Source organism: Nonomuraea sp. NPDC048892 (assembly GCF_040649735.1).
GTDB classification, from domain to species: Bacteria; Actinomycetota; Actinomycetes; order Streptosporangiales; family Streptosporangiaceae; genus Nonomuraea; species Nonomuraea maheshkhaliensis.
Genome location: NZ_JBEZFZ010000013.1, coordinates 25,771 through 52,650, shown reverse-complemented (window position 1 = coordinate 52,650; position 26,880 = coordinate 25,771). Strand labels below are relative to the sequence as shown.

The 26,880-nt window shown below is 69.1% G+C and carries 22 protein-coding genes; 12 read left to right on the top strand and 10 right to left on the bottom strand.

Annotated features, from left to right (window positions below; translation table 11 throughout):
* The first annotated feature begins 288 nt into the window (after positions 1–288).
* Positions 289–1,269 (top strand): hypothetical protein, encoded by a 981-nt coding sequence (locus tag AB0C28_RS34315; protein WP_357859364.1) that lies wholly within the window; start codon positions 289–291, stop codon positions 1,267–1,269.
* Between the two features lie 145 nt (positions 1,270–1,414).
* Here the strand turns inward: AB0C28_RS34315 and treZ are convergent, their stop codons facing one another.
* From treZ to glgX, 3 genes are read right to left on the bottom strand one after another with little or no spacing between them, the layout of a single operon-like run.
* A complete protein-coding gene (gene treZ / locus AB0C28_RS34310) occupies positions 1,415–3,130 on the bottom strand; it encodes a malto-oligosyltrehalose trehalohydrolase (RefSeq protein ID WP_357859367.1) in 1,716 nt (571 codons plus the stop codon).
* The gene (treY, locus tag AB0C28_RS34305) at positions 3,120–5,789 is read right to left on the bottom strand and encodes a malto-oligosyltrehalose synthase (protein WP_358080030.1); all 2,670 of its coding nucleotides are present in this window, start codon (positions 5,787–5,789) and stop codon (positions 3,120–3,122) included. The genes treZ and treY overlap by 11 nt, the downstream gene beginning before the upstream one ends.
* Positions 5,782–7,875, bottom strand: coding sequence for a glycogen debranching protein GlgX (glgX, locus tag AB0C28_RS34300; protein WP_357859374.1), 2,094 nt, complete (start codon positions 7,873–7,875; stop codon positions 5,782–5,784). The genes treY and glgX overlap by 8 nt, the downstream gene beginning before the upstream one ends.
* A 225-nt stretch (positions 7,876–8,100) precedes the next feature.
* Between glgX and mscL the strand changes: the two genes are divergently transcribed.
* The 3 genes from mscL (at position 8,101) to pip (ending at position 10,445) form a co-directional block, all read left to right on the top strand.
* Positions 8,101–8,523, top strand: coding sequence for a large conductance mechanosensitive channel protein MscL (gene mscL, locus AB0C28_RS34295; protein ID WP_357859377.1), 423 nt, complete (start codon positions 8,101–8,103; stop codon positions 8,521–8,523).
* A gap of 130 nt (positions 8,524–8,653) precedes the next feature.
* On the top strand, positions 8,654–9,232 hold the full coding sequence (locus AB0C28_RS34290; RefSeq protein WP_357859379.1) for a hypothetical protein: 579 nt from the start codon (positions 8,654–8,656) through the stop codon (positions 9,230–9,232).
* A gap of 229 nt (positions 9,233–9,461) precedes the next feature.
* On the top strand, positions 9,462–10,445 hold the full coding sequence (gene pip / locus AB0C28_RS34285; protein ID WP_358080029.1) for a prolyl aminopeptidase: 984 nt from the start codon (positions 9,462–9,464) through the stop codon (positions 10,443–10,445).
* Between the two features lie 618 nt (positions 10,446–11,063).
* Here the strand turns inward: pip and AB0C28_RS34280 are convergent.
* Positions 11,064–11,999, bottom strand: a complete 936-nt coding sequence (locus AB0C28_RS34280; RefSeq protein ID WP_358080028.1) for a phosphatase PAP2 family protein — start codon at positions 11,997–11,999, stop codon at positions 11,064–11,066.
* Positions 12,000–12,172: 173 nt separating this feature from the next.
* Positions 12,173–12,475, bottom strand: a complete 303-nt coding sequence (locus AB0C28_RS34275; protein ID WP_357859388.1) for a hypothetical protein — start codon at positions 12,473–12,475, stop codon at positions 12,173–12,175.
* Positions 12,476–12,554: 79 nt separating this feature from the next.
* On the opposite strand from AB0C28_RS34275, the gene AB0C28_RS34270 reads away from it, so the two are divergent.
* Positions 12,555–13,349, top strand: a complete 795-nt coding sequence (locus AB0C28_RS34270; RefSeq protein ID WP_357859391.1) for a universal stress protein — start codon at positions 12,555–12,557, stop codon at positions 13,347–13,349.
* Between the two features lie 140 nt (positions 13,350–13,489).
* Here the strand turns inward: AB0C28_RS34270 and AB0C28_RS34265 are convergent, their stop codons facing one another.
* Positions 13,490–14,605 carry a glycosyltransferase gene (locus AB0C28_RS34265; RefSeq protein ID WP_357859394.1) on the bottom strand — a complete coding sequence of 372 codons (1,116 nt, stop codon included), beginning with the start codon at positions 14,603–14,605 and terminating at the stop codon, positions 13,490–13,492.
* Positions 14,602–15,564 carry a glucosyl-3-phosphoglycerate synthase gene (locus AB0C28_RS34260; protein ID WP_357859397.1) on the bottom strand — a complete coding sequence of 321 codons (963 nt, stop codon included), beginning with the start codon at positions 15,562–15,564 and terminating at the stop codon, positions 14,602–14,604. The genes AB0C28_RS34265 and AB0C28_RS34260 overlap by 4 nt, the downstream gene beginning before the upstream one ends.
* A 119-nt stretch (positions 15,565–15,683) precedes the next feature.
* On the opposite strand from AB0C28_RS34260, the gene AB0C28_RS34255 reads away from it, so the two are divergent.
* A complete protein-coding gene (locus AB0C28_RS34255; protein ID WP_357859400.1) occupies positions 15,684–16,625 on the top strand; it encodes a Gfo/Idh/MocA family oxidoreductase in 942 nt (313 codons plus the stop codon).
* Positions 16,618–17,721 carry a zinc-binding dehydrogenase gene (locus tag AB0C28_RS34250; protein WP_358080027.1) on the top strand — a complete coding sequence of 368 codons (1,104 nt, stop codon included), beginning with the start codon at positions 16,618–16,620 and terminating at the stop codon, positions 17,719–17,721. The genes AB0C28_RS34255 and AB0C28_RS34250 overlap by 8 nt, the downstream gene beginning before the upstream one ends.
* A 1,184-nt stretch (positions 17,722–18,905) precedes the next feature.
* Here AB0C28_RS34250 and AB0C28_RS34245 read toward each other — a convergent pair.
* Both AB0C28_RS34245 and AB0C28_RS34240 read right to left on the bottom strand, forming a co-directional pair.
* Positions 18,906–19,691 (bottom strand): sugar phosphate isomerase/epimerase family protein, encoded by a 786-nt coding sequence (locus AB0C28_RS34245; RefSeq protein WP_357859406.1) that lies wholly within the window; start codon positions 19,689–19,691, stop codon positions 18,906–18,908.
* Positions 19,688–20,722 carry a zinc-binding dehydrogenase gene (locus tag AB0C28_RS34240; protein ID WP_357859409.1) on the bottom strand — a complete coding sequence of 345 codons (1,035 nt, stop codon included), beginning with the start codon at positions 20,720–20,722 and terminating at the stop codon, positions 19,688–19,690. The genes AB0C28_RS34245 and AB0C28_RS34240 overlap by 4 nt, the downstream gene beginning before the upstream one ends.
* Before the next feature lie 113 nt (positions 20,723–20,835).
* Between AB0C28_RS34240 and AB0C28_RS34235 the strand changes: the two genes are divergently transcribed.
* The 5 genes from AB0C28_RS34235 to AB0C28_RS34215 are packed head-to-tail and all read left to right on the top strand — an operon-like array spanning position 20,836 to position 26,033.
* Positions 20,836–21,723 carry a sugar phosphate isomerase/epimerase family protein gene (locus AB0C28_RS34235; protein WP_358080026.1) on the top strand — a complete coding sequence of 296 codons (888 nt, stop codon included), beginning with the start codon at positions 20,836–20,838 and terminating at the stop codon, positions 21,721–21,723.
* Between the two features lie 32 nt (positions 21,724–21,755).
* Positions 21,756–23,120: an ABC transporter substrate-binding protein gene (locus tag AB0C28_RS34230; RefSeq protein ID WP_357859415.1), complete on the top strand. Its 1,365-nt coding sequence runs from the start codon at positions 21,756–21,758 to the stop codon at positions 23,118–23,120.
* A gap of 53 nt (positions 23,121–23,173) precedes the next feature.
* A complete protein-coding gene (locus AB0C28_RS34225; RefSeq protein ID WP_357859418.1) occupies positions 23,174–24,040 on the top strand; it encodes a sugar ABC transporter permease in 867 nt (288 codons plus the stop codon).
* A complete protein-coding gene (locus tag AB0C28_RS34220; protein WP_346105915.1) occupies positions 24,027–24,872 on the top strand; it encodes a carbohydrate ABC transporter permease in 846 nt (281 codons plus the stop codon). The genes AB0C28_RS34225 and AB0C28_RS34220 overlap by 14 nt, the downstream gene beginning before the upstream one ends.
* Positions 24,873–24,875: 3 nt before the next feature.
* The gene (locus tag AB0C28_RS34215; RefSeq protein WP_357859421.1) at positions 24,876–26,033 is read left to right on the top strand and encodes an ROK family transcriptional regulator; all 1,158 of its coding nucleotides are present in this window, start codon (positions 24,876–24,878) and stop codon (positions 26,031–26,033) included.
* 15 nt (positions 26,034–26,048) lie between these two features.
* Here AB0C28_RS34215 and AB0C28_RS34210 read toward each other — a convergent pair whose 3' ends face one another.
* On the bottom strand, positions 26,049–26,795 hold the full coding sequence (locus AB0C28_RS34210) for a helical backbone metal receptor (protein WP_357859424.1): 747 nt from the start codon (positions 26,793–26,795) through the stop codon (positions 26,049–26,051).
* Positions 26,796–26,880 lie beyond the last annotated feature (85 nt).

Below are 26,880 nucleotides of genomic sequence, written 5' to 3'. Positions count from 1 at the left end.
CCCTCGCCCCCGATCCTGGGCTCCTCCCGATAACCCCGACCCGAACTCCCACCTACCCCAACCCCAACCCCGAGCCGAAGCCAGACCTCAACGTCTTACCTCGACCTCAACGCGTTGGCTCAGCCTCAACCCGAAGCCCGACCCCAGCCCCAGCCCCAGCCCCAGCCCCAGCCCAAGGCTCGACTCAGGCCTTGGCCCGAACCCACGCGAACCCCGCACGAACGCCGACACCAATCCGATCCCACCCAAAACCGCAACGCACCAAACCGCATACCGGAGGCATCGCTCATGAAGATCACCATCCCTCTCCCCGACTCCATGACCTCCCTCTTCATCGTCGCCATGGAGCACGTCCCCTTCGACGTGAAGTCATTCGTGCCATGGCGCATCGGCAGCACCTTCAGACGGGCCGCGATCACCTCGACGGCCAACGGCACACTGACCGTGACCCACCACCCGACCCCATGGAGACCGATCGGCACCGCCCTCACCGACGACGAGAGACACAGGCTGCGCCGCACCCGACATCACGTCGTGATCTCCTCCACCGCGCCGCCGCACAAGCTCCCCACCACCGTCCAGGTGGCCCGCGCTGCGGCGAGGGGGCTGGCCCGCGAGTGCGACGGCCTGCTGATCGACCCACTGACCAGCTCCACGATCCTCACGTGCGGCAGATGCCCGGGCGAGCCGGCCGGCTTCAGTCTCGACGACGACTGGCTGTCCTGGGACGCCCAGGTCCACGACGCCGCGACGTGCCCGCCGTGGGACCCTGCCGACCTGGGAGCGTGCGACTGCCTCCGCGTCACTTCCCAGGGCCTGCGCCGCTTCGCCCTCCCGGAGATCACCATCGACGGCGCCGCCTGCGCCCACAGCCTGTGCGCGACCAACCTCCTGCGTACGGTGGCCGGTCGCCTGCTGACCGATCACCTGTCCTACCTCGCAGCCCACCCGGAGTCCAGAGACCGCACGATCGACGACTTCCTCCGCATCCAGCCTTCCGACCAGCCGGACGGCGGCCTCCCGTTCGGGGTGCGGCTGACACCGTACGACGCGAACGTGGGCGAACTCGGTCGCACCGGCACCATCCGCCGCCTCAAGATCGGCCCCGCCCCGGGCTCGGGCCGCGTCAGCTGCCTCAAGGTCGGCCCACCCTCAGGCTTCACCGGCTCACTGAACGACTGGCTCTGCGCCAGACAAGCCACCCACCACACAACGCTGACCTCCATCGGCTGCCACCCACCCGAGCCCTCCAGAGCCCTGGCCGCATGACACCCACCTCCCCACCCCGAACCCGCGCCCACCCGTACCGAGGGCGGCCCCACGCAGGCCGAGCACCGGGCCGCCCTGGACCACGCATGCCGAACACCACACCACGCATGCCCGCCCCGGCGGCCCCGCACGAAAGCCGAATGGATCAGGAGGAACCGGGTCGGCTGATCACCAAGGACTGGGCGGGGAGCCGCAGCCCTTCCCCATCCACCGACACCGGCTCGTCCGAAGTCAGGAGGACCTTCCCCGGCACCAGCGGCAACGTCGCCGACTCCTGGGAGAAGTTGACCGCGACCGCCAACTCCCCCCTCCACATCAGCAGCCACCTACCCTCCGGATCGACCTCGGCCCGGACCCGATCCAGCCGAGGGTCCGACAGTTCAGGCAGGGCCTTGCGCAGCGCGATCAGGTCGCGATACCAGCACAGCAGCGACCAGTGCTCTTCCTCCTTCACCTCGGTCCAGTCCAGCTTGGAGCGCAGGAAGCTCTCCTCGTCCGAGGGGTTCGGCGCCTCCCACACGTACCCGAACCCGTCGAATTCGCGCTCCCTCCGCGTCCCCTCGCTCTCCCGAAGCTCCGGTTCGACGTGGTCGGAGAAGAACAGGAACGGCGTGCGCGCCCCCCACTCCTCCCCCATGAACAACATCGGCGTGAAGGGCGAGGTCAGCAGCAACCCGGCACCGATCTTGAGCGCGGGAATGGGCAGCCGGTCCCCGACGGGCCGGTTACCGATCTGGTCGTGATTCTGCAGGCAGGCCACCAGCCGGTGACCGGCCACACCGTCGAAGGAGCCACCGTGCGCCCGAGCCCGGAAGCTGGAGTACGTCCCGTCGTGCAGCACCCCCTGCGTAAGCACCTTGGCCAGCGCCGAGAGCTGGGCGAAGTCCTGGTAGTAGCCGTGGCTCTCGCCGCTGACCGCGCAGTGCAGGGCGTGGTGCACGTCGTCGTTCCACTGCGCCGTCATGCCCAGCCCACCGGCGTCGAGCGAGCGCACCATCCGGGGGTCGTTGAGGTCGGACTCGGCGATCAGCGACAGCGGCCGGCCCAGCGAGCAGGCCAGCGCGTCCACCTCCTGCGCCAGCTCGGCCAGCAGGTGCGTGGCGCGTCTGTCGTGCAGCGCGTGGACCGCGTCGAGCCGCAGCCCGTCGATGTGGAAGTCGCGCAGCCACTGCTGCGCGTTGCCGATGAAGTACCGCCGCACCTCGTCGGAGTCCGGCCCATCCAGGTTGACTGCTTCACCCCAGTAGCTGCCGTCATATCCGGCGAAGTACGGGCCGAAGGGCCGGAGGAAGTTCCCCGACGGCCCCAGGTGGTTGTAGACGACGTCCAGGATTACCCCGATCCCGGCCCGGTGGCAGGCGTCCACGAACGACTTGAGCCCGTCGGGACCGCCGTACGTCTCGTTCACGGCGTACAGGTCCACGCCGTCGTAGCCCCAGTTACGCCCGCCCGGCACCGGCGCGACCGGCATGACCTCCACGAAGTCCACGCAGAGCTCCACCAGATGCGGCAGCTTCTCGATGGCCGCGACGAACGTCCCCTCAGAGGTGAAGGTGCCCACATGCAGCTCGTAGATCACCGCCCCGCGCAGGTCGCGGCCCTTCCAGTCGTGGTCGGACCAGGTGAAGCGGGCGTGGTCGTACACCGCGCTCGATGCGAAGATGCCGTCCGGCTGGCGCCGCGACCGCGGATCCGGGTACGGCCCGTCGCCGTCCACCACGAAGGCGTACCGAGTGCCGTGCCCCGCGCCCTCCACCTCCGCCCTCCACCAACCACCTTCCCCGGGGGACATCGCCCTTCGCCCGCCCAGGACGTCCACTTCGACCACAGTCGCCTTCGGTGCCCAGACCTCAAAGATCATGTCGCTCCAGCAGTGAGACCGGATACTGACCGAGCAGGTGCCCGAGCGGAATCCGCCCGGTGTAGAGGCCGCCGGTGAGCAGATCCCGCCACGTGCCCGGCGGCAGCGTCAACGTTGTGGCTCCCCATCCCGTCGCGGCCAGCCGTACAGGCAGCCGGGTAGCCACAACGACCGCCCGCGCCCGCACCCCAGCCCCGACTTCCACCCCACCCCCAACCTCCGCATCCACTTCCACATCCGCCGAACCCTCCGCCCCCGCGCTGGTCGGCGTCCCCACACCTGACCCAGCCGACATCCCCGCACTCGAACCAGCCGGATCTTCCCCACCCCAGCCCGCCGAGGTCACCTCACCCCAACCCGCCGGAATCCCCATCCCCGGACCGGTCGAAGGTCCCGCGCCCCAGCCGGCCACGGTTCCCACCACGGCGTCGGCACGGATGGCGGTGCCGGAGCTGGTTTCCGGCCACGTGTCGGCCCCAACATCCCGATCATCTCGAGGCCCCGAGGTTCCGAGACCAGAGTGTGCAGCGTGCCCGGTCCCGAGACCCGAGTCCGCACCACGCCCGGACTCGAGACCAGAGCCCTCGCCATGCCTGGACTCGAGACCAGAGTCCGCACCGCGCCCGGCCCCGAGATCAGAGTCCTCGCCACGCCCACCTTCGGCACCCTCCGCAGCACCAGCGTCGGCGGAGGCGACTGCGCGGCTGTCTGAGGGGGCGACGGGGTCGGTGCGGGCGAAGGCGATCACGTGGTCGGCGCGTTCGCCCTCCGCCTGCAGCGGCAGGTACGGCGCCGCGCCCCCGAGTCTGCGTCGCAGCCGCAGGGCCTGGGTGGTGACCAGCAGTTTGGCCGAATCCCACGACGTCTCCGGTTTGCGGGGATACGTCACAGGCCGGCGGTTGTCCGGGTCGACCAGGGAGAAGTCCGTCGTCTCGTTGCCCTGGTACACGTCCGGCACCCCCGGCATCATCAGCTGCACCAGCTTGGCCCCGAGGGAGTTGGACATCGCGTACGGGTCGATGCGTTCGGTGAAACCGCCGATCGGCAGGCGTACGGCGGCCTCGGCGAAGGATCGCAGGCGGCGTTCGTAGGAAGGATCAGGATGCACCCAGGAAATGGCGGTCTTGGCCTCGCGGGCCGCTTTGAGCAGATAGTCGGTGAAGCGTTCGGCGGAGATCGGCCAGGCGGCCATGAGGTTCTGCCAGGCCAGATAGTCAAGGTGCGGGTCGAAGCTGACCTGCGCCGACCACTCCTCCACCTGCGCCGCCCACTCGCCGGGGATCTCCGACAGCACCGACAGCCGAGCCCGTACGTCCTCCGACCGCTTGGTGTCGTGGGTGGACAGGGTGGTCATCGAGTAGGGAGGCATCTCCTGGCAGAAGGCGTGGAAGTCGGCCACGCTGGTGCCGAAGACGTCGGGCTCGCCGCCGACCTCGTTCAGGCAGGCCAGCGGGAACCACCGGTAGAGCGCCGTGTCCTCCACACCCTTGGCCATGACGGGACCGCACGACTGCTGGAAGCGGACGACGGCCTCCGGCGAGCCGTGCAGCACCTCGCGGACCAGCGGGCGGACGGCGGGCGAGCAGGACTCGGCGGCCAGTTCGACGATCTCGGCCGACTCGGGGGGAGGCGGCTCGCCGGGCACCACGTACGCCCGGTAGACCGGCATGGCGGCGAGCAGTTCGCGCACGGCGACGGGGTCACAGGAGGTCGCCCTGGCCAGGCGGTCGATCTCGGCGCCGAAGAACAGGTCGAGCACGTCCGCCTTCGACTGCTCCATCACCGGCCGGTATTCGGCGGGTTGTCCCGTCATGTCGGAGGAAAGGCGGATCAGTGGCTCTTTTCCCGCCGGGTCCACGAAGAGGCCGTTGACGCGGTTGAGCACCTCGTAGCCGGAGGTGCCGTCGCAGGCCCAGTCGCGGGGCAGGCGTTCGGAGCCGATGAGGATCTTCTCGACGACCGTCCAGGCGCCGCCCGTACGCTCGCGCAGCCGCTGGAGGTAGCCGCGCGGATCGGCCAGCCCGTCGGGGTGATCGACGCGCAGGCCGTCCACCAGCCCTTCGTCGAGCAGCCAGAAGATCACCTCGTGGGTGGCGAAGAACACCGACGGGTCCTCGACCCGCAGCCCGATCAGCGACGACACGTCGAAGAAGCGCCGGTAGCCGGGCCCTTCACGCCAGTCGACCAGGCGATAGTGGCCGGGGTGGGGGTAGGCGTGCTCGTGGTAGCGCAGCACGTCGCCGTCGACGACCGGCTCGGTGTCGTCGCCGAGCACGGGCAGCGCGACCTTCCCGTCGCGCCAGTCGATGTCGAACCACTTGGCGTACGGCGAGGCGGGACCGTCCTTGAGCACCGACCAGAACTGGGCGTTCACCGTGTTCATGTGGTTGGGCACGATGTCCACCACGATGCCCAGATCGTGGGCGGCGAGTTGCTGGGCCATCTCCCTGAACCCGGTGGCCCCGCCGAACTCCTCCCTGATCCGGGAGTGGTCGGTGACATCGTAGCCGTGCCGCGACTCGGGCGTGGCCTGGAGGATCGGAGACAGGTAGACGTGGCTCACTCCCAGGTCGCGCAGGTAGCCGGCGATCTCGGCCACCTGGGCGAAACCGAAGTCGGGGGTGAGCTGCAGCCGGTAGGTGGAGACGGGTCTAGACACGGCGCAGCACCCGTACGCTGCGGCCGGGCACCGCGATGCCCTCGCCCGCCTTGATCATCCGCACGTCGAGCTTGATCGGCATGGCCGTGTCGATCTCGGTGTGCCACATCTCGCCGTAGTCCTTGGGGATCGTGAACTTGATGGTGTCGTAGTGGGCGTTGAACAGCAGCAGGAAGGAGTCGTCGCGGATCGGCCGGCCGCGCCGGTCGGGTTCGGTGATGGCGTCGCCGTTGAGGAAGACGGCCAGCGACTTGGCGTACCCCACGTTCCAGTCGCTGTCGGTCATCTCTTCGCCGGACGGGGTGAGCCACGCGATGTCGTTCAGCCCGCGCACCGGTTTGCCATAGAAAAACCTCCTACGCCGGAAGACGGGATGTTTCTTTCTCAGCTCGGCCAGGCTCTGGGTGAACTCCAGCAGCAGCCAGTTCTCCCTGACGTCCGACCAGTCCACCCAGGTCAGGTCGTTGTCCTGGCAGTAGCCGTTGTTGTTGCCGCGCTGCGTGCGCCCGAGTTCGTCGCCGTGCGAGAGCATCGGCACGCCCTGCGACAGGAACAGCGTGGTGAGGAAGTTGCGTTTCTGCTGTTCACGCAGCGACTCGATGGCGATGCCCGCGGCACCCTCCTCGCCGCAGTTCCACGACCGGTTGTCGTCGGTGCCGTCGCGGTTGCCCTCCTTGTTGGCCTCGTTGTGCTTGTTGTTGTACGAGACCAGATCTTGCAGGGTGAAGCCGTCGTGGCAGGTCACGAAGTTGATCGAGGCGGCGGGACGGCGGCTGTCGTCCTTGTAGAGGTCGCTCGATCCGGTGAACCGCGAGCCGAACTCGGGCAGCGTGGCCGCCTGCCCCCGCCACAGGTCGCGGATGGTGTCGCGGTAGCGGCCGTTCCACTCCGTCCACCGCGAGGGGAAGTTGCCGACCTGATAGCCGCCAGGCCCGACGTCCCACGGCTCGGCGATCAGCTTGACCTGCGACAACACGGGGTCCTGCTGCACCAGGTCGAAGAACGCGCTCAGCCGGTCGACCTCGTGCAGCTCCCTGGCCAGCGTCGAGGCCAGGTCGAACCGGAACCCGTCCACGTGCATCTCGATGACCCAGTAACGCAGCGAATCCATGATCATCTGCAGGACGTGGGGCGAGCGCATGAGCAGGCTGTTGCCGGTGCCCGTGGTGTCCACGTAGTACCGCTTGTCGTTCTCGACCAGCCGGTAGTAGTTGAGGTTGTCGATCCCCCTGAACCCCAGCGTCGGCCCGAGGTGGTTGCCCTCGGCGGTGTGGTTGTAGACGACGTCGAGAATGACCTCGATGCCCGCTTCGTGCAGCGAGCGCACCATCGCTTTGAACTCCAGCACCTGACCGCCCCGCTGCCCCTGGCTGGAATAGCGGTTGTGCGGGGCGAAGAAGCCGATCGAGTTGTAGCCCCAGTAGTTGGACAGCCCGCGCTGCTCAAGGATGTGGTCGGTGACGAACTGGTGCACCGGCATCAGTTCCAGCGCCGTCACGCCCAGCTTGGTCAGATGGTCGAGGATCTCCGGGTGGCCGAGCGCGGCGTACGTGCCGCGCAGGTGCCGCGGGATCTTCGGGTGGCTGATCGTCAGCCCGCGCACGTGCGCCTCGTAGATCACGGTGTCGTGGTACGGCGTCGCGGGCGGCCGGTCGTGGCCCCAGCCGAAGAACGGGTTGATCACGATCGAGCGCGGCACGTAGGGGGCGGAGTCGAGGTCGTTCCTGGTGTCGGGCTGGCCGAAGCGGTAGCCGTACACCGCCTCGTTCCAGTCGACGCCGCCCTCGATGGCCATGGCGTACGGGTCGAGCAGCACCTTCGACGGATTGCAGCGCAGGCCGCGCGCCGGCTCGTAGGGACCGTGGATGCGATAGCCGTACCGCTGCCCCGGCCCGATCCCCGGCAGGTAGCCGTGCCAGATGAACCCGTCCACTTCGGCCAGCGGCACCCTCGACTCGACATTGGCCTCGTCGAACAGGCACAGCTCCACCTTGTCCGCGACCTCGGTGTAGAGCGAGAAGTTCGTGCCCGCGCCGTCATAGGTGGCCCCGAGCGGATAGGGGTCACCCGGCCAGATCTCGATCATCGAGGCTCCCTTGCGGTCTTTCCCCATGGTCTGTTCCCCCGCTCAACCCGGCAACCCCGGGCCCGACTGATCACCCTGTTCCTTCCCACGCTTGCGTCGTCCTTACTCCGCCCGAGGTCAACGGGGGGTGAGCCGCCCTCGGCGGCGCGGTGCAGAAGACGGCTCACGCACCCAGCATGCGCCTGCTTCCGTTTGCCGTCGCCGTAACGGGCAACATGCGGGGTCATGGGCGGATTCAAGCAGTTCTTACTCCGAGGCAACATCGTCGAACTCGCGGTCGCCGTGATCATCGGCGCCACGTTCAGCGGTCTGGTGCAGGCGCTGGTCACCGATCTGGTCACCCCACTGATCGGGGCGATCACCGGCGGCCGGCAGCCCGACTTCGCCGACTACTCGTTCACCGTCAACGGCAGCCGTTTCCTCTACGGCGACTTCCTCAACCACCTGCTCAGCTTCCTGATCATCGCGGGCGTCGTGTACTGGCTCGTCGTGGCTCCGATGGCCCGGCTGATCTCGCTGTTCGACCGGAACAAGGCGGCCACCACCAAGCAGTGCCCCGAATGCCTGTCCGACATTCCCGCCGAGGCCCGCCGTTGCGCGAACTGCACGGTCGTGCTGGTGCCGGATTCGGAAAAGCCCAGGCAGTGACGCGCGACCCGGATGCGGGCGTCGGCCAAGATGAACCCGATCGGCGCGCCCGGGTTCCATCCCACGGCCGCGATCCGGCTACCCTCCCCGCTATGAGGCACGGGGATTCCAGCCTCCTCAAGGAGAGTCGATGAGCGTTGAGTTGATGGTCTGGGACGAGCCCGTACCGATCAGCAGGGACCAGGCACGGGCGACGTACCTGGCGGTCAAGCGGACGGAACCCGCCACCGGCGCCGCACCCGACGTCGCCAAGGAGCTGCCGGGGCAGGTCACGACTTATCCGGACGGGCACGTCCTGGTGACGATGGATCTGGACACGATGGACGAGATGTCCGCGCAGGTGTTCACGGCCGCGCGGGCGCACGGCCTGGTCTGCTACGACCCGCAGCGCGACCTCGTGCACAACGTGGCGCCGCTGGGGGTGTACGAGGGCATGCAGCTCCACACCGGTGACGGGATGATGGTCAACGATCCCGACCTCGGGCTGATCCACGACGTGCTCGGCACGATGTCACCGCAGAACCCGTTCGTGGCGGTGGTGAACTTCGGGCAGCACTTCCTCCAGGTTTCTCCCGGGTACGAGCTGGAGTACAAGGAGGGGAAGCTCATCAGGACCGAGGTGGGGGAGCTGGAGGAGGTACGGCAGGCGTTCCACGACTACGCGACCGGGAACCGTACGTTCCTGACCCGATACGACTGGTCCGACTGAGCCCTGACCCGCACCCGAACCGGGACGAATCGGCGGGATGGCTGAGCCCGTGCCGACACCCGATCCGGGTGGCGATACGACAGGGCACGACTGAACCCCTGCCCGTGCTCGGCGCGGGACGATACGACAGGACGGCTGAGCCCTGCCCGCGTTCAACCCGCGACGATAGGACGGGACAGCTGAGCCCCTGGCCGCGTTCGACCCGGACTATGCGGCAGGATCAGGGCGTATGAGAACCCTGTACCCCGCCATCGAACCGTACGACTCCGGACTGCTCGACGTCGGCGACGGCAACCAGATCTACTACGAGGTCTGCGGCAACCCTGATGGCAAGCCCGCCGTCATGCTCCACGGCGGACCAGGGGGCGGGTGCAACGCCAAGCACCGCCGCCAGTGGAACCCCGCGCTCTACCGCATCGTCCTGTTCGACCAGCGCAACTGCGGCCGGAGCCTGCCGCACGCCTCCGACCCGGTCACCGACCTGAGCGCCAACACCACGTGGCACCTGGTGGCCGACATGGAGAAGCTGCGCGAGCACCTCGGGATCGAGCGGTGGCAGGTGTTCGGGGGTTCGTGGGGCAGCTCGCTGGCGCTGGCGTACGCGCAGACGCATCCCGACAGGACGACCGAGCTGGTGCTGCGCGGGATCTTCACGCTGCGGCCCCAGGAACTGCGCTGGTTCTACCAGGACGGGACCAGCCACATGTTCCCCGACCTGTGGGAGCGGTTCATCGCCCCGATCCCGGAGGACGAGCGGGGCGACCTGATCGCGGCCTTCAGGAGCCGACTGGAGGGTCCGGACGACGAGGCCCGGCTGGCGGCGGCTAAGGCGTGGGCCCAGTGGGAGGGCGGCACGATCACGATGCGGCCCGATCCCGGGCTGGTCGAGGAGTTCGGCGAGGAGAAGATGGCCGTCGCCTTCGCCCGGATCGAGAACCACTACTTCACCCATGGCGGCTGGTTCGAGCCCGACCAGCTCATCAGGGACGTAGACCGGATCCGGCACATCCCGGCGGCGATCGTCCAGGGCCGCTACGACGTCTGCACCCCTGTGGCCACGGCCTGGGACCTGCACAAGGCGTGGCCTGAGGCCGAGTTCCACGTGATCGACGACGCCGGCCACGCCTACTCGGAACCCGGCACCTTGGACCGCCTGATCTCCATCACCGACCGCTGGTCCAGCCCGAATAGCCAGGGCGGCACAGCGGTGTAGCCGGGGCGGCCTCGCGACGTAGCCGGGACGACCCTGCGGTGTAGCCGGTACGACCCTGCGGTGCAGCCGGGATGCTTCGCGGTGCAGCCGGTACGACCCTGCGGTGTAGCCGGGATGGCTTCGCGGTGCAGCCGGGACGATCGCGCGGTGTGGCGAGGGCGAGCCCACAGTGTAGGCAGACGGCCCCGCGATTCAGGCAGGACGGCCTGCAGTGCAGGGCCGGGGCAGGATAGGTGCAGGCGGGGCGACCCCACCATGTAGCCGAGGCGATCCCTCGATGCAGGCAGGGCGGCCCGCGATGTAGCCGCCCCGGCCCTGCAATGCAGCCAAGTGGCTCATGCAGTGCAGGCAGATGGTCTAGGCAGTGCAGGCAGGCGGCCTAGGCAGTGCAGGCAGGCCGAGCTGCGATGCAGCGGGAGCCGCCCTGTGATGGAGCCGGAACGACCCCACGGTGCAACCCGGACGACCCCGCGATGCAGCCCAGACGAGCCCGCGATGGAGAGTCAGGGACAGCAGCGTCGAGCGAACTTGGGGCCGGCATGCCGCCTCATGCGGGGGACGGCTGCTCGCCGTAGCGACGGAGCGTCCACGCCGGCCCTGTTGGAGCGGCTGATGGGGTTACGGTCCCTCGGCATGGCGCCGCGACCGCCCTCCGGCGGAACCATGGGGCGGGCCGTCGGTGTAGCGATGAGGCGCGCCCCCGGCATAGCTCTGGGGTGCTCCTTCGGCGTACTGGTGCGGCGGCTGTGCGGCCCCGTGTTGCGGCGCCCTCCCCTGGCCGAAGCTCGGCCGTCCCGGATCAGCGGCGGGGCCATACCGGGGATCCACCGACGGGTCCTGTCGTGGGTCCGGCCCGACGTGCTGTCGCGGGTCCGGCCCCTGTTCGAACGGCGGCTGCGGGTCCTCGAAGTGTGGGTCGGCGGGGTGGCGGGCGTCCGGGATGGCGGGGCGTTGGCGCCAGTTCGGGGCCGGGTCGGGGGCAGCGGGGCGGAGGTGTTCGGGGAGGCGGGCGCGCAGCAGCCGTACGGCCGGGGTGACGGCCCCGACCAGCAGCAGCGCGAACAGCGGCGCCAGCGTGGCCCCCAGCAGGAAGCCGGCCGCCACGTCGTGCGGATAGTGCACCCCGACGAACACCCGCGAGAACGCCATCACCACGGCCAGCGGGAACACCGCCCAGGCCAGAGACCGCCAGGCCAGGACCAGGGTGGCGGCCGCGCCGGCCGCGATGACGGAGTGGTTGCTCGGGAAGGACCAGTCGTCGAGCGGCGGGCAGGCAGCGATCGTCGCGATCCCGCCCCGGCACGGCCTGTCCTCCTGGACGAAGGTCTTGATCACCTCGCTCAGGATGTACGCCAGCACGATCCCGGCCGGCCCCGAGACCGCGAGCGCCAGTTCTCTGGCCGGCGCCCGCCACGCCCGCACCGCGACGACCACGAAGAGCGCCGCGAACACGAATAACCCGGCGTCGGTCCCGACCTCGGCGAGGGTGTGCAGCCACCCGGGCGTGGAGCGGGCGAAGTCGACGATGTCCTCGTACACACGTGTCCAATCCATGAATATGCGATGGACACGACCTTACGAACTTCGGCCGTCAACCGTGGTTAAAACGGCGTCAGGACAAGAGCTGGGCGGACGAGCGCGGCCTCTTTCGTCCAGCCGTGGTTAAACGGCGTCACGACAGGAGCTGGCAGACGAGCGCGGCCTGTTCAGCCGTGGTTGAAACGGCGTCAGGACAGGAGTTGGCGGACGAGGGCGGCCTGTTTCGTCTCCAGCTCGCCCCGGCTGATCAGCCCTCGGTCGAACGCCTCGGCGGTGGCGTCGCGCTCGGCGATGTAGTACGCGGCCATGATCTCACTACGGAGCGGCGTGAACCCGCGCTCCACGCAGTCGGAGAAGATGGTGACCTTCTGCTCCAGCACGTCGGCGGCCACGGTGCAGGCCAGGTCGCGAGCCTTGAGTTGCTGAACCGCTTCACCGAGGGTGACGGGGCCGAGGGACCCGTTGAAACGGGTGTCAAGGGTGATCTTCACGTTCTTTGCGCCTCCGTACGTTTACAACGTTGTCGCCGAGGTCGCGTATTCCCAGCTCAAGTCGGGTAAGAGGGGGATCGTGATCGGTGCGCACGTGATCGTCGGCTATGCGAACGACCCTGGTGGGAGAGACGCCCTCGCGCTGGGATCCGCGATCACCCGGGTCACCGGCGGCGAGCTGACGATAGCCACGATCTACCCGCCGGGCAGCCCGGGACTGGCGGTGGAGGCGCAGGCCAATCTGGCGCACGCGGCCGAGGAGCTGGGGCAGGCCACGGCCGAATATCTGACGTACGAGAGCCGGGGCACGGGTCGAGGGCTGTCGGTACTGGCCAGCCGGATCAGGGCCGACCTGATCGTGGTCGGCTCGGCGGGCGGCGGGCAGCACGGCCGCATCACCATCGGCTCGGCCGCGGACCACCTGCTGCACCGCTCGTCCGAGGCGGTGATGCTGGCGCCGTCCGGCTATCAGCCGCCGGTCGAGCCCGCCCGGCTCACGCTGGCGTACGTGCATCGGCCGCAGTGTGACGCGGCGGTCGAGCAGGTGGCGCACGCGGCGCTGCGGCTGGGCGTCCCGCTCCGGCTGATCACCCTCGACCTGCGTACGGAGGACCAGGGCCGGCTCAGGGACGATCTCGCCCTGGCGGTCCGGCTGGCCTGGGAGAGCACCGGAATCGAGGCGGAGGCGGCCGTGGCCGAGGGGCACGACGTGGTGGCCACCCTGTCGGACCTGGAGTGGCTGCCGGGCGAGCTACTGGTGTGCGCGGCGAGCGAGGACGCGGAGCCGCACCGGGTGTTCCTGGGTGAGCTGGCCATGAAGGTGCTGCGCGCGTCGGCCTGCCCGGTGACGGTCCTGCCCAGGGGCTTCTCCTGAGCCTCCGACCAGACCGGCGAACCGTCGGTGGGTTTCTCCCAGGCCGCCGACCGGGCCGGCGAGCCGTCAGTGTTCCTGACTGGCCGACCGGGCCGGCGAACCCTCAGCACTCCTGACCCACCGACCAGGCCGGTGAGCCGTCAGTGGCGGGCGAGTTGCTCGTACAGTTCCACGTACCGATCGGCCATCACCGACGGTGTGAAGCGGCGGCGGGCCTCGCGGCGGCACTCCTCGGGGTCCAGTTCGTCCAGCCGCAGCACCCACTCCGCCAGCTCCTCCTCGCTGTCCGCCAGGAACCCGGTACGGCCGTGGTCGATGAGTTCCGGTAGGCAACCCCGGCGCAGGCCCACCGGCGGCACCCCGAGCGCCATGGCCTCCACGACGGCGGTTCCGCCTGGTTCGTCCCACTGAATGGGGAACAGGGCTGCGCGGGCCGAGGCGTACAGGTTGTCCCGCTCTGCGCCGCCGACCGCGCCGACCCAGCGGACCAGGTCGCCGTCCAGGTAGGGGGCCACCTGGTCCAGGTGGTAGCGCACGTCGGGGTGGCTGTGCAGCGGGTGGTACGGGTTCTGGGCGACGACGTCCAGCTCGGCGGCGGTGTCGCGGCCGCTGACGGGGCCGGCCAGGACGAGGGGCAGGCCGAGCTTCTGGCAGATCCTGGCCGCCACGTGCTGGCCCTTGAGCGCGCAGATGCGGCCCATGACCATCAGATGCTCACCCCGCTCCACCCGTGGTTCGCGGTCAACCAGCGGGGTGGCCAGGTGGATGGAGCCGAGCGCGGCTGCGCGCAGGGCGTCGGGGGCGCGGGCGATCTGCGACTCGGAGACGCCGTTGACCGCGATCCCGGGCGGGAACGCGCCATAGAAGGCCGGATGTTTGCGCAGGTCCCAGTGCAGGGTGTGCAGGACGGGCGGCCCGCCGAGCGCCGAGAGCACGGCCGGGCCGACCACCTCGACGTGATCGTGCACGAGGTCGATGTCGTCGCGCCGCCGCAGCTCGGCCGCCACCCTGGCCAGGTGCGCGTGCGCGATGCCCATGACCTGGTTGTACGGCTTCTGCAGCTCGGTGAACTGACCTTCGTCGTACGCGCTGATCAGCTCGTCCACCTCCAGCCCGCTGGAGCCGACGGAGGCCAGCACGACGTGCACGCCGCGCTCGCGCAGCGCGGGCACGAGGGTGGCCACCACGTTCTCGATACCGCCGTAGCCCGCGGGCGGAACCTCCAGCCACGGGCCCGCGTTCACCAGGACTTTCACGCCAGGTCCTCCTCAAGCACGAGGGAGGCGAGCGGAGGTCGTTCCGCCACCGCCACGTCCACGACAGCGACATCGTTTTCGAGTCCGAACTGCAGCAGGGTGTGCGCCGGGGGCTCCGACGCGAGCACGCGGCCCTGGCGTTCCAGGCGGGACCACGCGGTCTGCATGATCTGCCCGGCCATCCGGCCCAGGGCGGCCATCGGCTGGTGGGTGTGGGTGCGGTGGCCCAGGTCGACCTGGGCCATGGCGTCCAGCCCGACGAGCTGGAGCAGGTCGACGAGGAGGCCGAACTCCACGCCGTACTCGGTGACGAAGGGCAGTCGTTCGAGCACGTCGCGGCGGGCGGCGTACTCGCCGCCGAGCGGTTGGGCGAATCCGGCCAGTTCCGGCCAGAACATGTTGAGCAGCGGCCTGGCCACCAGCTCGGTCACGCGCCCGCCTCCGCCTTGCTGGACGGAGCCGTCGGCGGCGACGTAGGGCCGTTCGTAGGTCGCTTTGACGAAGTGGATGCCTGCGTCCACCAGCAGGGGCCCGACCAGGCCCGTCACGTAGTGCGCGCCGAAGCTGCGCAGGTCGGAGTCGATGTAGACGACGATGTCGCCCTTGGAGGCCGCCAGCCCCTTCCACAGGGCCTCTCCCTTGCCGGTGAGGGGCGGGAGGTGGGGCAGGACGTCGTTCTGCGCCACGACCCGGGCGCCGGCCTCGCGCGCCCGTTCGGCGGTGGCGTCGGTGGAGTTGGAGTCGACGACGAGGATCTCGTCGACGAGTGGTGTGCGTTCGATGAGGTCTCTGCGAATGGTGGTGATGATGTCGCCCACCGTGCTCTCCTCGTCACGCGCGGGCAGGACCACGCTGATCGTGGTCTCTCCTTTGGCCATCATTAAGGCGTCCACCGGCCACTCGGCTGACGTGCTCGAGTGCGGGCCGTACCATTCCTGGACCCTGGCCAAGGCTCGCATATCTGTCTCCATGCATCAGCCCCGATCTCATGAGGTCACGGCTTCTGCCCAGCGGTTAGGCTTACGAACATGTTTGTTTGATGACGCCTGGACGTGGCATATGCCGGGTTGTGTCCCCAATGACCCGTGTCGGCATCGTAGGTGCCGGAAATGTCGCCGCTCGCCACGCAGACGTCCTGTCCGGCTTCCCCGATGTCACGATCGCTGGAATCGCCGACACCGATCCCCACAGGGCCGAGGCTCTGGCCTCGAAGCACGGCTCCCCCGCCTATGGCGGCCATGCCGACCTGCTCAGTGCCGGCGGTCTCGATGCTGTTTACGTCTGTGTGCCTCCTTTCGCGCACGGCAACCCGGAACATGATGTTCTGTCGTGCAATCTCCCGCTATTTGTTGAAAAACCCCTTTCACTAGACCTCCAAACCGCGGAAAAAATCGCGACCGAAATAGAGCGGAGATCCCTGCCCTCTGCCGTCGGTCACCACTGGCGTTATCTCGACATCGTCGAACAGGCCCGTGACCTGCTCTCCGGCCGTCCCGTACGCCTCGCGCTCGGCCACTGGCTGGACAAGGTGCCCCCGGTCGGCTGGTGGCTCAAACGGGAGATGTCCGGCGGCCAGATCGTCGAGCAGGCGGTCCACGTGCTCGACCTCGCGCGACTCCTGGTGGGCGAGGTGGAGATGGTGCACGCGGTTCCGGCGGGCGACAGCGTGGACGGTGAGGTCGACCGGGCCACCTCCGCCGTCATGCGCTTCGCCGGCGGCGCCTCCGGCCTGCTGGCCACCTCGTGCCTGCTGACGCGCAAGCACCGGGTGGGGCTGGAGGTGTGCGCGGAGGGGATCGCGCTCGAACTCAGCGAGACGCGGCTGCTCGTGGACGGCGAACGCGCGATCGAGGACGACGGCCGGGCGAAGACCCGGGTGGACCGGGAGTTCATCAACGCGGTGCAGGGCAGACCGGCCGATGTCCGCGTACCGTACGGTGAAGCGCTGCGCACTCATCGTGTGGCGCTCGCGCTCGCGCGGTCCGCCACCGAACGGAGGCCGGTGACCCTGCATGACTGAAGTGCTGAGCATCGAGGCGCCCGGCGAGGTGCGCCTGATCGAGGAGAAGCTGCCCGACCTGCCCGAGGGCGGCTTCATGGTGGCCACCACGCACAGCGGCGTCTCCGCCGGCACCGAGCTGACCTACGTCAAGGGCACCAACCCCTACCTGGGCGCGAGCTGGGATCCGGCGCTCGGGCTGTTCCGCGAGGGGGAGCCGTCGGTGTCCTATCCCGTGCGTGGGATCGGCTACATGCAGGTCGGCCTGGTGGTCGAGACGCGGACGCGGGCCGTGCGGGAGGGCTCGCTGGTGGCCATGTGCTACGGGCACCGCACCGCGTACGTGGCCGATTCCATGACCGACCGGTTCGTCGAGCTGCCCGACGACCTCGACCCCATCCTCGGCATCTACGTCGCCCACATGGGCCCCATCTGCGCCAACGGCCTCCTGCACGCCGCCCACGACCTGCACGGCCCGGCCGTGCGGCACCTGGGCGACGGCGTGCGCGGGCGGCGGGTCGCGGTCGTGGGCGCGGGCGTCGTCGGGCTGCTGACGGCCTGTTTCGCGCTCTCCTGCGGCGCGGCCGAGGTCGTGGTGGTGGACGAGACCCCGGAGCGGCTGGAGATCGCCGCGGCGCTCGGCGCGGACACGATGGCCGCCGGCGACGACCCCGCGGTGGACCTCAAGCGGCGCTGGCGCCACGGCCCCAACGACCGTGGCGCCGACGTGGTCTTCCAGTGCCGCGGCCAGACCAGGGCGCTGGCGCTCGGGCTGCGCCTGCTGCGCCCTCAAGGCACCCTGGTCGACCTGGCCTTCTACACCCAGGGCGCGCAGGAGGTGCGGCTCGGCGAGGAGTTCCACCACAACGGGCTGACCGTGCGCTGCGCCCAGATCGGCCGGGTGCCGCGCGGCCTGGCGCACGCCTGGGACAGGGAACGGCTCTCGCACGAGACCATCGGCCTGCTCAGGGAGCGCGGGCGACCGCTACGTGAGCGCGTGATCACCAACCTGGTGGGTTTCGCCGACGCTCCAGACTTTCTGACCGGCCTCGCGGGCGGACGGCTTCAGACCGTGCAGGCTGTGCTCTGCGACCATGTCGAGGACGAGGGCGGCTGACCAACTGAAGTCGCGGCAACCGTGCCCGCGCAGCGTGAACGGGTCGAAGTATTCGCGAAACCCCGACTTGACCACGGCGCTCAGCACCGAGTCGGCCAGGGTCGCCGCCAGGTCGGGGCGGCGGTCCTTCAGCCCCTGCCAGAGCAGCCAGCTCACGTTGATCCAGCTCGGCCCGCGCCAGTAACGGGCGGGGTCGAACTCGGGAGTGTCCGGGGCGTAGCTCGGCAGCGGCAGGTCCTTGATCCGAAAGCGGTCGAGCGCGGTGGCGATCAGCGTCTCGGCCACCTCGACGGGCAGGCCCGGCAGCATGAGCGGGGTCAGCCCGGCCGCGCTGGCCGTGTCGGTCAGCAAGCCGGTACGCACGTCGCGGGCCTGGAACAGGCCGCCGTCGTAGAGGTGCTCGACCATGGCCTGGGTGATCGCCTCGGCCTCGCGCTCGTGGGGCTCGGCGTCCAGGCCCAGCGTGTTCGCGATCTTGGCCAGGGTGGACTCGGCCAGCCCGTACGCGGCGTTGAACAGCGGATCCTCCACCTCGAACGCGCCCGGACCGGTGTAGCCGGAGTCGCGGTAGGCGGTGGCGAGCCCGATGTACTGCTCGTAGTCGCGGTCGGTGGGCCGCTCGGCGGCGTTGACGCTGTCGAGGTCCTTGCGGGTGAACCCCGACGCGCCGGTCTTCACCGCGCGCAGCGGCAGGTCCCACGCCGGGCTGTTGTCCATGCCCGACTCCCAGGGGTGCACGACAGAGATCAGCCCTTCGGGCGAGCGCCGGTCGCGGCGCAGGAACTCCTGCTGGGCCACCAGCCGGGGGTAGATCCGGCGTAGGAACGCGGTGTCGGGCTCGGCCAGATGCGTCTTCCAGGCGGCCAGCGCGTGGACTGGAGGCTGGACGATGCCGGAGGTCTCGGCCCCCGAGGGCGCCTTGGCCTGCCAGAAGCCCTGATCGGGAAAGTAGGCGCCGGCCGCCACCCGCGGGTTGAACACGATGTGCGGCACCCGGCCGTCCGCCCACTGGGCGCCGAACAGCGACAGCAGCTCCGACCTGGCCCTGCGCGGCGACCAGCGGGCGTTGCCGATCGCGATGAAGGCGGAGTCCCAGCTCCACTGGTGGGGGTAGAGGCGACGGGAGGGGACCGTGTGCGCGCCGTCCCAGTTGCTCACGAGGACGCGCACAGCGTCGCGGAGGATCATAGATATTTCCTGACGAAGGCAGCGGTTTGCGGCAGGACGATCTCGGGTTCGCCCCGCAGGCGGCATTCGAGGGCGAGGTAGCCGTCGAAGCCCACGGCGTCGAGCGTGGCCAGCTGCGCGCCCCAGTCGAGGTGGCCGGTGCCCGGCTGGTTGCGGTTGGATTCGCTGATCTGCATGTGGGCGATGTACGGGGCCGCGTCGATCAGCGCCCGGCAGGGGTCGTCCTCCTCGATGTTCATGTGGTAGGTGTCGCCGACGATCCTGATCGAGTCCATCGCGCAGTAGGAGACGGCGTCGGCCAGGGTGTTGACCATGTGGTTCTCGTAGCGGTTGAGCGGCTCCAGCATGATCAGCACGCCGTTGCGCTGCGCGTGCTCACCGAGGATGCCCAGCGCCTCGGCCAGCACCTCGCGGTCCTCCTCGGGCCCGCGCGGCGGCTCGAACGGGGGCAGCCGGCGCGAGAACTGGCCCCAGGAGGCGGGGGTCATCACGCCGATGCCGCCCAGCTCGGCGATCACCGTCAGCTGCGACCTGAGCTGCTGGATGGCGTCCTTGCGCTTAGCCGGGTCGAAGTCGCCGATGAAGTGGGGCATGTCCACGCACACCGTCGGCATCACCACGCCGTCGGCCAGCGCCCGCTTCAGCTCGGTGAGCCGCCCCGCGAAGTGGAAGTCTCCCTTGCCGCGCAGCTCGATGGCGTCGAATCCGGCATCGAGCGCGAACGCGTACTTCTCCTGGAGGGTACGACCGGGGAGAAGCTGCTCCTGTACGGCGAGCTTCACTGTGACTCCTCAAATTCGAAGACGAGCTGGAGCACCTCGGACTGGTGCTTGTCGATCAGGTCGAACGCCTCGGCGGCCCGGTCGAGGGGCATGATGTGGCTGACGAGCTCGCGGGCGTCGACCTCCCCCCGGTGCACGAGCTCCATGAACGTGCGCTGCATGCGCTCGACGTCCCACCGGTGCGCCAGCCACGAGGCGACGCCGCCGATCTGGGAGGAGACGAGCTGGACCTGGTTGTGGTGAAACTCCTCGCCGAGCCGTAGCCCGACGCCGTCACCCTGGTAGAAGCCGGCGGCGACGACCCGGCCGCCCTTGCGCACGGTCCTGATCGCCTCGTGCAGCCCGGCGTGGCTGCCGCTCAGCTCGATGGCGGTGTCGGCGCCCTCGACCCGCTTGCGCATGAACTCGGCCACCGACCCCGAGGCGATGTCGAACGTCTCGGCGGCGCCGAACTTCCTGGCCAGCTCCAGCCGGTCGGCGATGCCGTCGGCGGCGACCACGCGGGCACCGCTGAGCACGGCCAGGCGGGTGGCGAGCAGCCCGATGACGCCCTGGCCGAAGATCGCGACCTGGTCGCCCAGGTGGATGTCGGCGGCGTGGACCGCGTTGAGCGCGATGGCCCCGACCCGGGCGAACACGCCGGTCACGGGGTCGGCGCCGGGCGGCAGCACGTGGCCGACGAGTTTCTCCGCCGGCAGCACGGCCTCGGCGCGATGGCCCCAGATGCCCCACACCAGGCTGCCGACCGGCGGGTCGGCCACATCGGGCGCGGCCTCCACCACCTCGCCGACTTCCTGGTAGCCCCAGCCGGCCAGCGGGTAGGCATGAGTCTGGCCCTCGACGAAGAGCCGTCGCTCGGTGTCCCACTTGCGACTCAGATAGGGATTTGTACCGCGATAGGCGGTGAGTTCTGTGCCCGCTGAGACTCCTGAATAGAGAGTGCGCACGCGCACTGTGCCCGCCACCAGTTCGGCGGGCGACTCCAGGCTGACGCGGACTTTGCCTGGCTCTTGGAAGGTGATGACGCGCATTCCCCACACTTATGCGTTTTGATCAAACAAAAGTAGAAGATTTAGGTCTTGTTTGCACACGATAGTGGTGCTGATAACACTCTGAAGTCTACGACTTCTGTCGGAGGTGACTGATGAAATTGGGGTTTCTGACAGCGTGTCTTCCGGAAAGCGACCTTACCGACATTGCACACTGGGCTGCCAGCCGGGGTTTCGAGGCGCTAGAGGTCGCCGGGTGGCCCTCTCCGGATGACCGAAATCACATCAGAGTAGATCGTTTCGACGACGTCGAATGCTCGCGAGTCGGGCGAATCTTCGCAGAGAGCGGACTCACGCTTTCCTCGATCGCGTACTACGAGAACAATCTGCACCCTGAGGCTGGGCCGCAGGTGAACGCCCACGTACGGCGCTGCGTCGACGCCGCCGCCGCGCTCGGCTGCCCCACGGTCGGCACGTTCGTGGGCCGCGACCCCGGGCTGACCGTGCACGACAACCTCAAGCGGGCCGCCGACGTCTTCGGCCCGCTGGTCGAGTACGCCGCCCGGCACGGCGTCGAGATCGTGATCGAGAACTGCGTGATGAAGAGCTGGCATCCCGACGGATATCCCGGCAACCTGGCCTACTCCCCCGAGCTGTGGGAGTGGATGTTCACCCTCGGGCTCAAGCTCAACTGGGACCCCTCGCACCTGGTGGCGCTGGGCATCGACCCGGTCGCGGCGCTGACCCCGTACATCCCGAACATCGCGCACGTGCAGGCCAAGGACACGCAGATCCTGGCAGGCAAGATCGACCGGTACGGCTTCCACGGCCCGATCAGCGGCGAGAAGGGCTGGTACCGCTTCCGCGTGCCCGGCCTCGGCCAGGTCGACTGGACCCGGGTGATCGACGCGCTGCACGAGGGAGGCTACGACGGGGTGGTCTCCGTCGAGCACGAGGACGCCGTCTGGAGCGGAAGCACGGAGAGGGTACAGACCGGTCTCGGTATCGCCTACCGCACGTTGCGTCACCTCGTCCGGGGGTAAGGGCGGCATATCCCCAACCAGAGGAGCGCGCCATGCCGACGAAGGTAACCGCCGTCCTCTCCGCCACGCTGCTCGCCGTCGCCCTGGCGGCCTGCGGCGACGGCGGTGGCGAGCAGTCGTCCGACGAGATCACGGTCTGGACCGAGGAGAACCTCGAGGACCGGATGGCCGTGCAGAACGCGATCGTCTCCGAGTTCACCCAGAAGACCGGGATCAAGGTGAAGCTGGTCGGCGTGGCCGAGGACCAGTTCAGCCAGACCATCACGGCGGCCGCCGCCGCGGACGACCTGCCCGACGTGATCGGGGCGCTGCCGCTGGCCTCGATCCGCGAGCTGGAGGCCAACGACCTGCTCGACACCGAGACGCCGGGCAGGATCGTGGATCGGCTCGGCCGCGACACCTTCTCTCCGCGGGCGCTGGAGCTCGACACCTCGGGGGGCAAGCTGCTGGCGGTGCCCAGCGACGGGTGGGCACAGCTGATCCTCTACCGCAAGGACCTGTTCGACAAGGCCGGGCTTGAGCCGCCGGACACGTACGAGGCGCTGGAGACGGCCGCGGCCAAACTCAACACGGGCGGGGTCGCGGGCATCACGCTGGCGATCGCGCCGAAGGACTCGTTCACAGCGCAGAGCTTCGAGCACGTGGCGCTGGCGAACGGCTGCCAGCTGGTCGACAATTCCGGAAATGTCGCCCTTGGGACGCCGCAGTGTGCGAAGGCGTTCGAGTTCTACGCGAAGCTGGCCAAGGACTACTCGGTCAAGGGCAAGCAGGACGTCGACACCACCAGGGCCACCTACTTCTCCGGCAAGGCGGCCATGATGATCTGGTCGTCGTTCATCCTCGACGAGATGGCAGGGCTGCGTAAGGACGCGCTGCCCAGTTGCCAGGAGTGCCGCGCGAACCCCGAGTGGCTGGCCGAGAACACCGGCGTCGTCACGGCACTCAAGGGCCCCGACGGCGGCGCGCCCGCGCAGTACGGCGAGATCGTCTCCTGGGCGATCACGAACGGCGCCGCCACCGACCCGGCGAGCACGTTCGTCTCCTACATGATGAACGAGGGCTACGAGCGCTGGATCGGCATGGCCCCCGAGGGCAAGTTCCCCGCGCGCAAGGGCTTCGAGGACAAGTGGAACAAGTTGCCCGCCGGGGTCGACACCAAGAAGCCGCTGGCCGACGTCTACCCGGCCGACGTGCTCGAAGCCCTGCGCAAGAGCCCCGACACCTTCGCCAGGTGGGGGATCCCGCAGGGCCAGGGCAAGCTGGTCGGCGCCACGATGGGCGAACTGCCCGTGCCCAAGGCGCTCAGCATGGTCGTCGACGGCTCCCTGACCCCCCAGGCCGCCGCCAACCAGGCTAAGACCGAGGTCGAGTCCATCAAGCGCGGGATCCGGCAGTGAAGTCAGCCGCATCCGGCCGCACACTAAGGGAACAGGAAGCTCGGGCGGGGTTGGTGCTCATCTCGCCCACGCTGATCATCACGCTGGTCGTGGTGGTGCTTCCTCTGCTGTGGGCGATCATGCTGGCGTTCCAGGACGCGCGGCTGATCAACATCCGGCGGGTCGGGATCTTCGGTCACTACACGCTGGAGAACTTCACGTACGTGATGTCCGAGCCGGGCTTCTGGACGTCCCTGGTCAACACGCTCGTCTACACGGTCGCGGGGACCGCGTCGTCGATCGTGATCGGGCTGGTGACCGCGCTCGCGCTGCGCGACAGGTTCCGGGGGCGCACCCTGGTCAGGGCCTCGATCCTGATCCCGTACGTGGCTCCGGTGGTGGCCGTGACGTTCCTGTGGGAGACGATGCTCAACCCGCAGTACGGCATCGTCAACACCTGGCTGGACGAGCCGATCGCCTTCCTCACCCAGGCCAGGGGCGAGTTCCTCGGCATCGAGGTGCCGGTGGCGCTGCTCACGGTGATCGCGTTCGAGGCGTGGCGGTATTTCCCGTTCGCGTTCCTGTTCATCCTGGCCAGGCTGCAGGCGCTGCCGAAAGAGCTGGACGAGGCCGCGGTCGTGGACGGCGCCACGCCCACGCAGCGCTTCCGGTACGTGATCATGCCGCAGCTGTGGCGGATCATCGCGCTGCTGTCGGTGCTGCGCTTCGTGTTCACCTTCACCAAGTTCGACGACGTCTACCTGCTGACCGGCGGCGGCGCCGGCACCGAGGTGGTCAGCGTGCGGGTCTACAACTTCCTCACCTCGCGCGACGACATCGGCGCCTCGGCGGCTCAGGCCATCGTGCTGGCGATCTTCCTGGTGGTCTTCCTGGCCGTCTACCTGAGGTTCTTCGCGGGAGGCGAACGTGAGCAGGGATAGGTTCGAGCGGGCCCTGCTCAAGGTGCTCAAGCCGCTGGTGATCGCGTTCCTCTTCCTGATCACCGCGTTCCCGTTCCTCTACATGGTGATGCTGTCGGTACGCGACATCCAGGAGCTCATCCTGGACCCCGGCTCGCTCTGGCCGCGTGCCTTCACCCTGGACACGTACGTGAACGTGCTGACCAAGCAGGGCTTCCTGACCTTCCTGCGCAACAGCGCGATCGTCGCGGTGGCCTCGGTGGCGGTCACGCTGCTGATCTCGATCCCGGGCGCGTACGCGGTCGCGCGGCTGCGTTTCTTCGGCCGGCGCCAGGTGCACTTCCTGTTCCTGGCGGTGTACCTCTTCCCGGCGATCGTGCTGGCCATCCCGCTGTTTGTGCTCTTCACCATGATCGGGCTGCGTGGATCGCTGATCGGATTGATCCTCGTGTATATCGCGCAAACGGTGCCCGTCACGGTATACATGCTCCGCAACTACTTCGAGACCGTGCCGCGCAGCGTGGAGGAAGCGGCCGCGATCGATGGGTGCACGAGGTTGTCGACCATCTGGCGCGTGGTGCTGCCGCTGTCCAAGCCCGCGCTGATGGCCACCGGCCTCTACGCGTTCATGATCGCGTGGAACGAGTTCCTGTTCGCCCTGCTCTTCCTGGTGGAGAGCCGGGAGAGCTGGACCGTGTCCCTGGGGCTCTCTCAGCTGGCGGGGAGCATCGAGATCCCGACGACGGTCCTGATGGCTGGATCGGTGGTGCTCACGCTGCCCATCGTGATCGTGTTCTTCGCCGGCGAACGCCTGCTGACGGAGGGCCTCACCGCAGGAGCGGAGAAGGGATAGACCATGCTGACGGCAGGGCAGATCCTCCAGCTGATCCGCAAGGGCACCTGCCGTACCCGCAAAGAACTGATCGAGTACACCGGCCTGTCCCGCTCGACCATCACCGACCGGGTCGATCGGCTCATCGATGCCGGCTACATCCACGAGTCCGGCGTGGGCGTCTCCGGGGGCGGGCGGCCGCCGTCCGTCCTCGACGTGGACGCCACCAGGCGCCTGCTGCTGGTGGCCGACCTGGGCGCCACCCACGCCAGGGTGGCGCTCACCGACCTGGCCGCCAAGCCGATGGCCGAGGAGCGCGCCGAGATGCGCATCGAGCTCGGTCCTGACGCCGTGCTGTCGTGGGTGCGGCAGGCGTTCCAGCGGATGCTCGACCGAGCCGGACGGCCGGCCGGAGACGTGTGCGGGGTCGGTCTCGACCTGCCCGGCTCGGTCGACCACACCACCGGGCGGGTGATCAGGTCGTTCCTGATGCCCGGCTGGGACGACCATCCGGTGGGCGAGGCCATCGGATCCATGTTCGACGTGCCGATCCTGGTGGAGAACGACGCCAACGCGATGGCACTGGGCGAGTGGTGGTCGTCCTGGCGCGGCACCGACTCGCTGATCCTGATCAAGGTCTCCACCGGCATCGGCACCGGCATCGTGCTCGACGGCCAGATCTATCGCGGCGTCGAGGAGGCGGCCGGCAACATCGGGCACGTCCGGCTGCGCGAGACCGACGACCGGGTCTGCACCTGCGGCTCGCGCGGCTGCGTGGCCTCGCTGGCCAGCGGCCACGCCCTGGCCACCGACCTCGGCAAGACGTCGAGCCGCGAGGTGGTCCAGCTCGTGCAGGCGGGGGACGCCGAGGCCATCGCACGGGTCCAAGAGGCCGGGCGCACGCTGGGGGTCGTGCTGGCCACGGCGGTGAGCCTGCTCAACCCGGGCGTGCTGGTGCTGGCCGGGGACATGGCGCGGACCAGGGAGCACTATCTGACGGGCATCAGGGAGGTCGTCTACCGGCGCAGCCTGCCGTACACGACGAGGAACCTGGAGATCGTCACGAGCTCGCTGGGTGACCGTGCGGGGATCGTGGGGATGGCAGTGATCGTCATGGAGCACGTGCTCTCCCCTGCCTCCGTGGACGCCGCCCTGGCCGCCAGGACCGACGCGGCGAGCTGACCCCGCACGGCCAGGTCAGGCGAGGGCGCGGCGCAGGATCTCCGGGGCCCGCACCAGGGAGGGGCCGTACCAGGTGAGCAGCCGCCCGCTGACGGGGACGCAGGTCAGGCCGGGGAACGACTCGGGGCCGTCGGTCTCGCTGAAGGCGTAGGGCTCGTCGGGCAGCACCACCAGGTCGGGGCGGCGCGAGGTCAGCTCGGCGAGCGGGATCTTCGGGTAGCGCTCGGGGTGGCCGGCGTACAGGTTGTCCACGCCGAGCCGGCGCAGCACGTCGCCGGTGAACGTGTCACGGCCCACGACCATCCACGGCCGCCGCCAGATCGGCACGATCGCCGTCCGCCGCGGCCCCTCGTACGGCGCCCGCCACGCCTCCCGCGCCTCCTCCAGCCATCCGGGCGGCTCCGCCCGGCAGGCGAGGGTGAACATCCGCTCCAGCGACGTGAACGCCTCCGCCACCGTCTCGATCTTCGTCACCCAGACCGCGACTCCCGACTCCCGCAGCGCCTCGATGTCGGGGGCGCGGTTCTCCTCGGCGTTGGCCAGCACCACGTCCGGTCGCAGCCGCCTGATCGCGTCGAGGTCGGGGTTCTTGGTGCCCCTGACCCTGGTCACGTCGAGGCCGGCCGGGTGCGAGCACCAGTCGGTCGCGCCCACCAGCGCCCCCGGCAGGCTCGCCGCGACCGACTCGGTCAGCGACGGCACCAGGGACACGATGCGGCTCACGGTCGCGGGAATCCGCACGGGCACACCGAGGTCGTCCACGTATGCAGCCTAGATCCTGCGAATGTCGGTCGGCGTCCGTATGATCCGAGCCTAAGATCGTTTCACTCGTTGATCGGGGGACCAC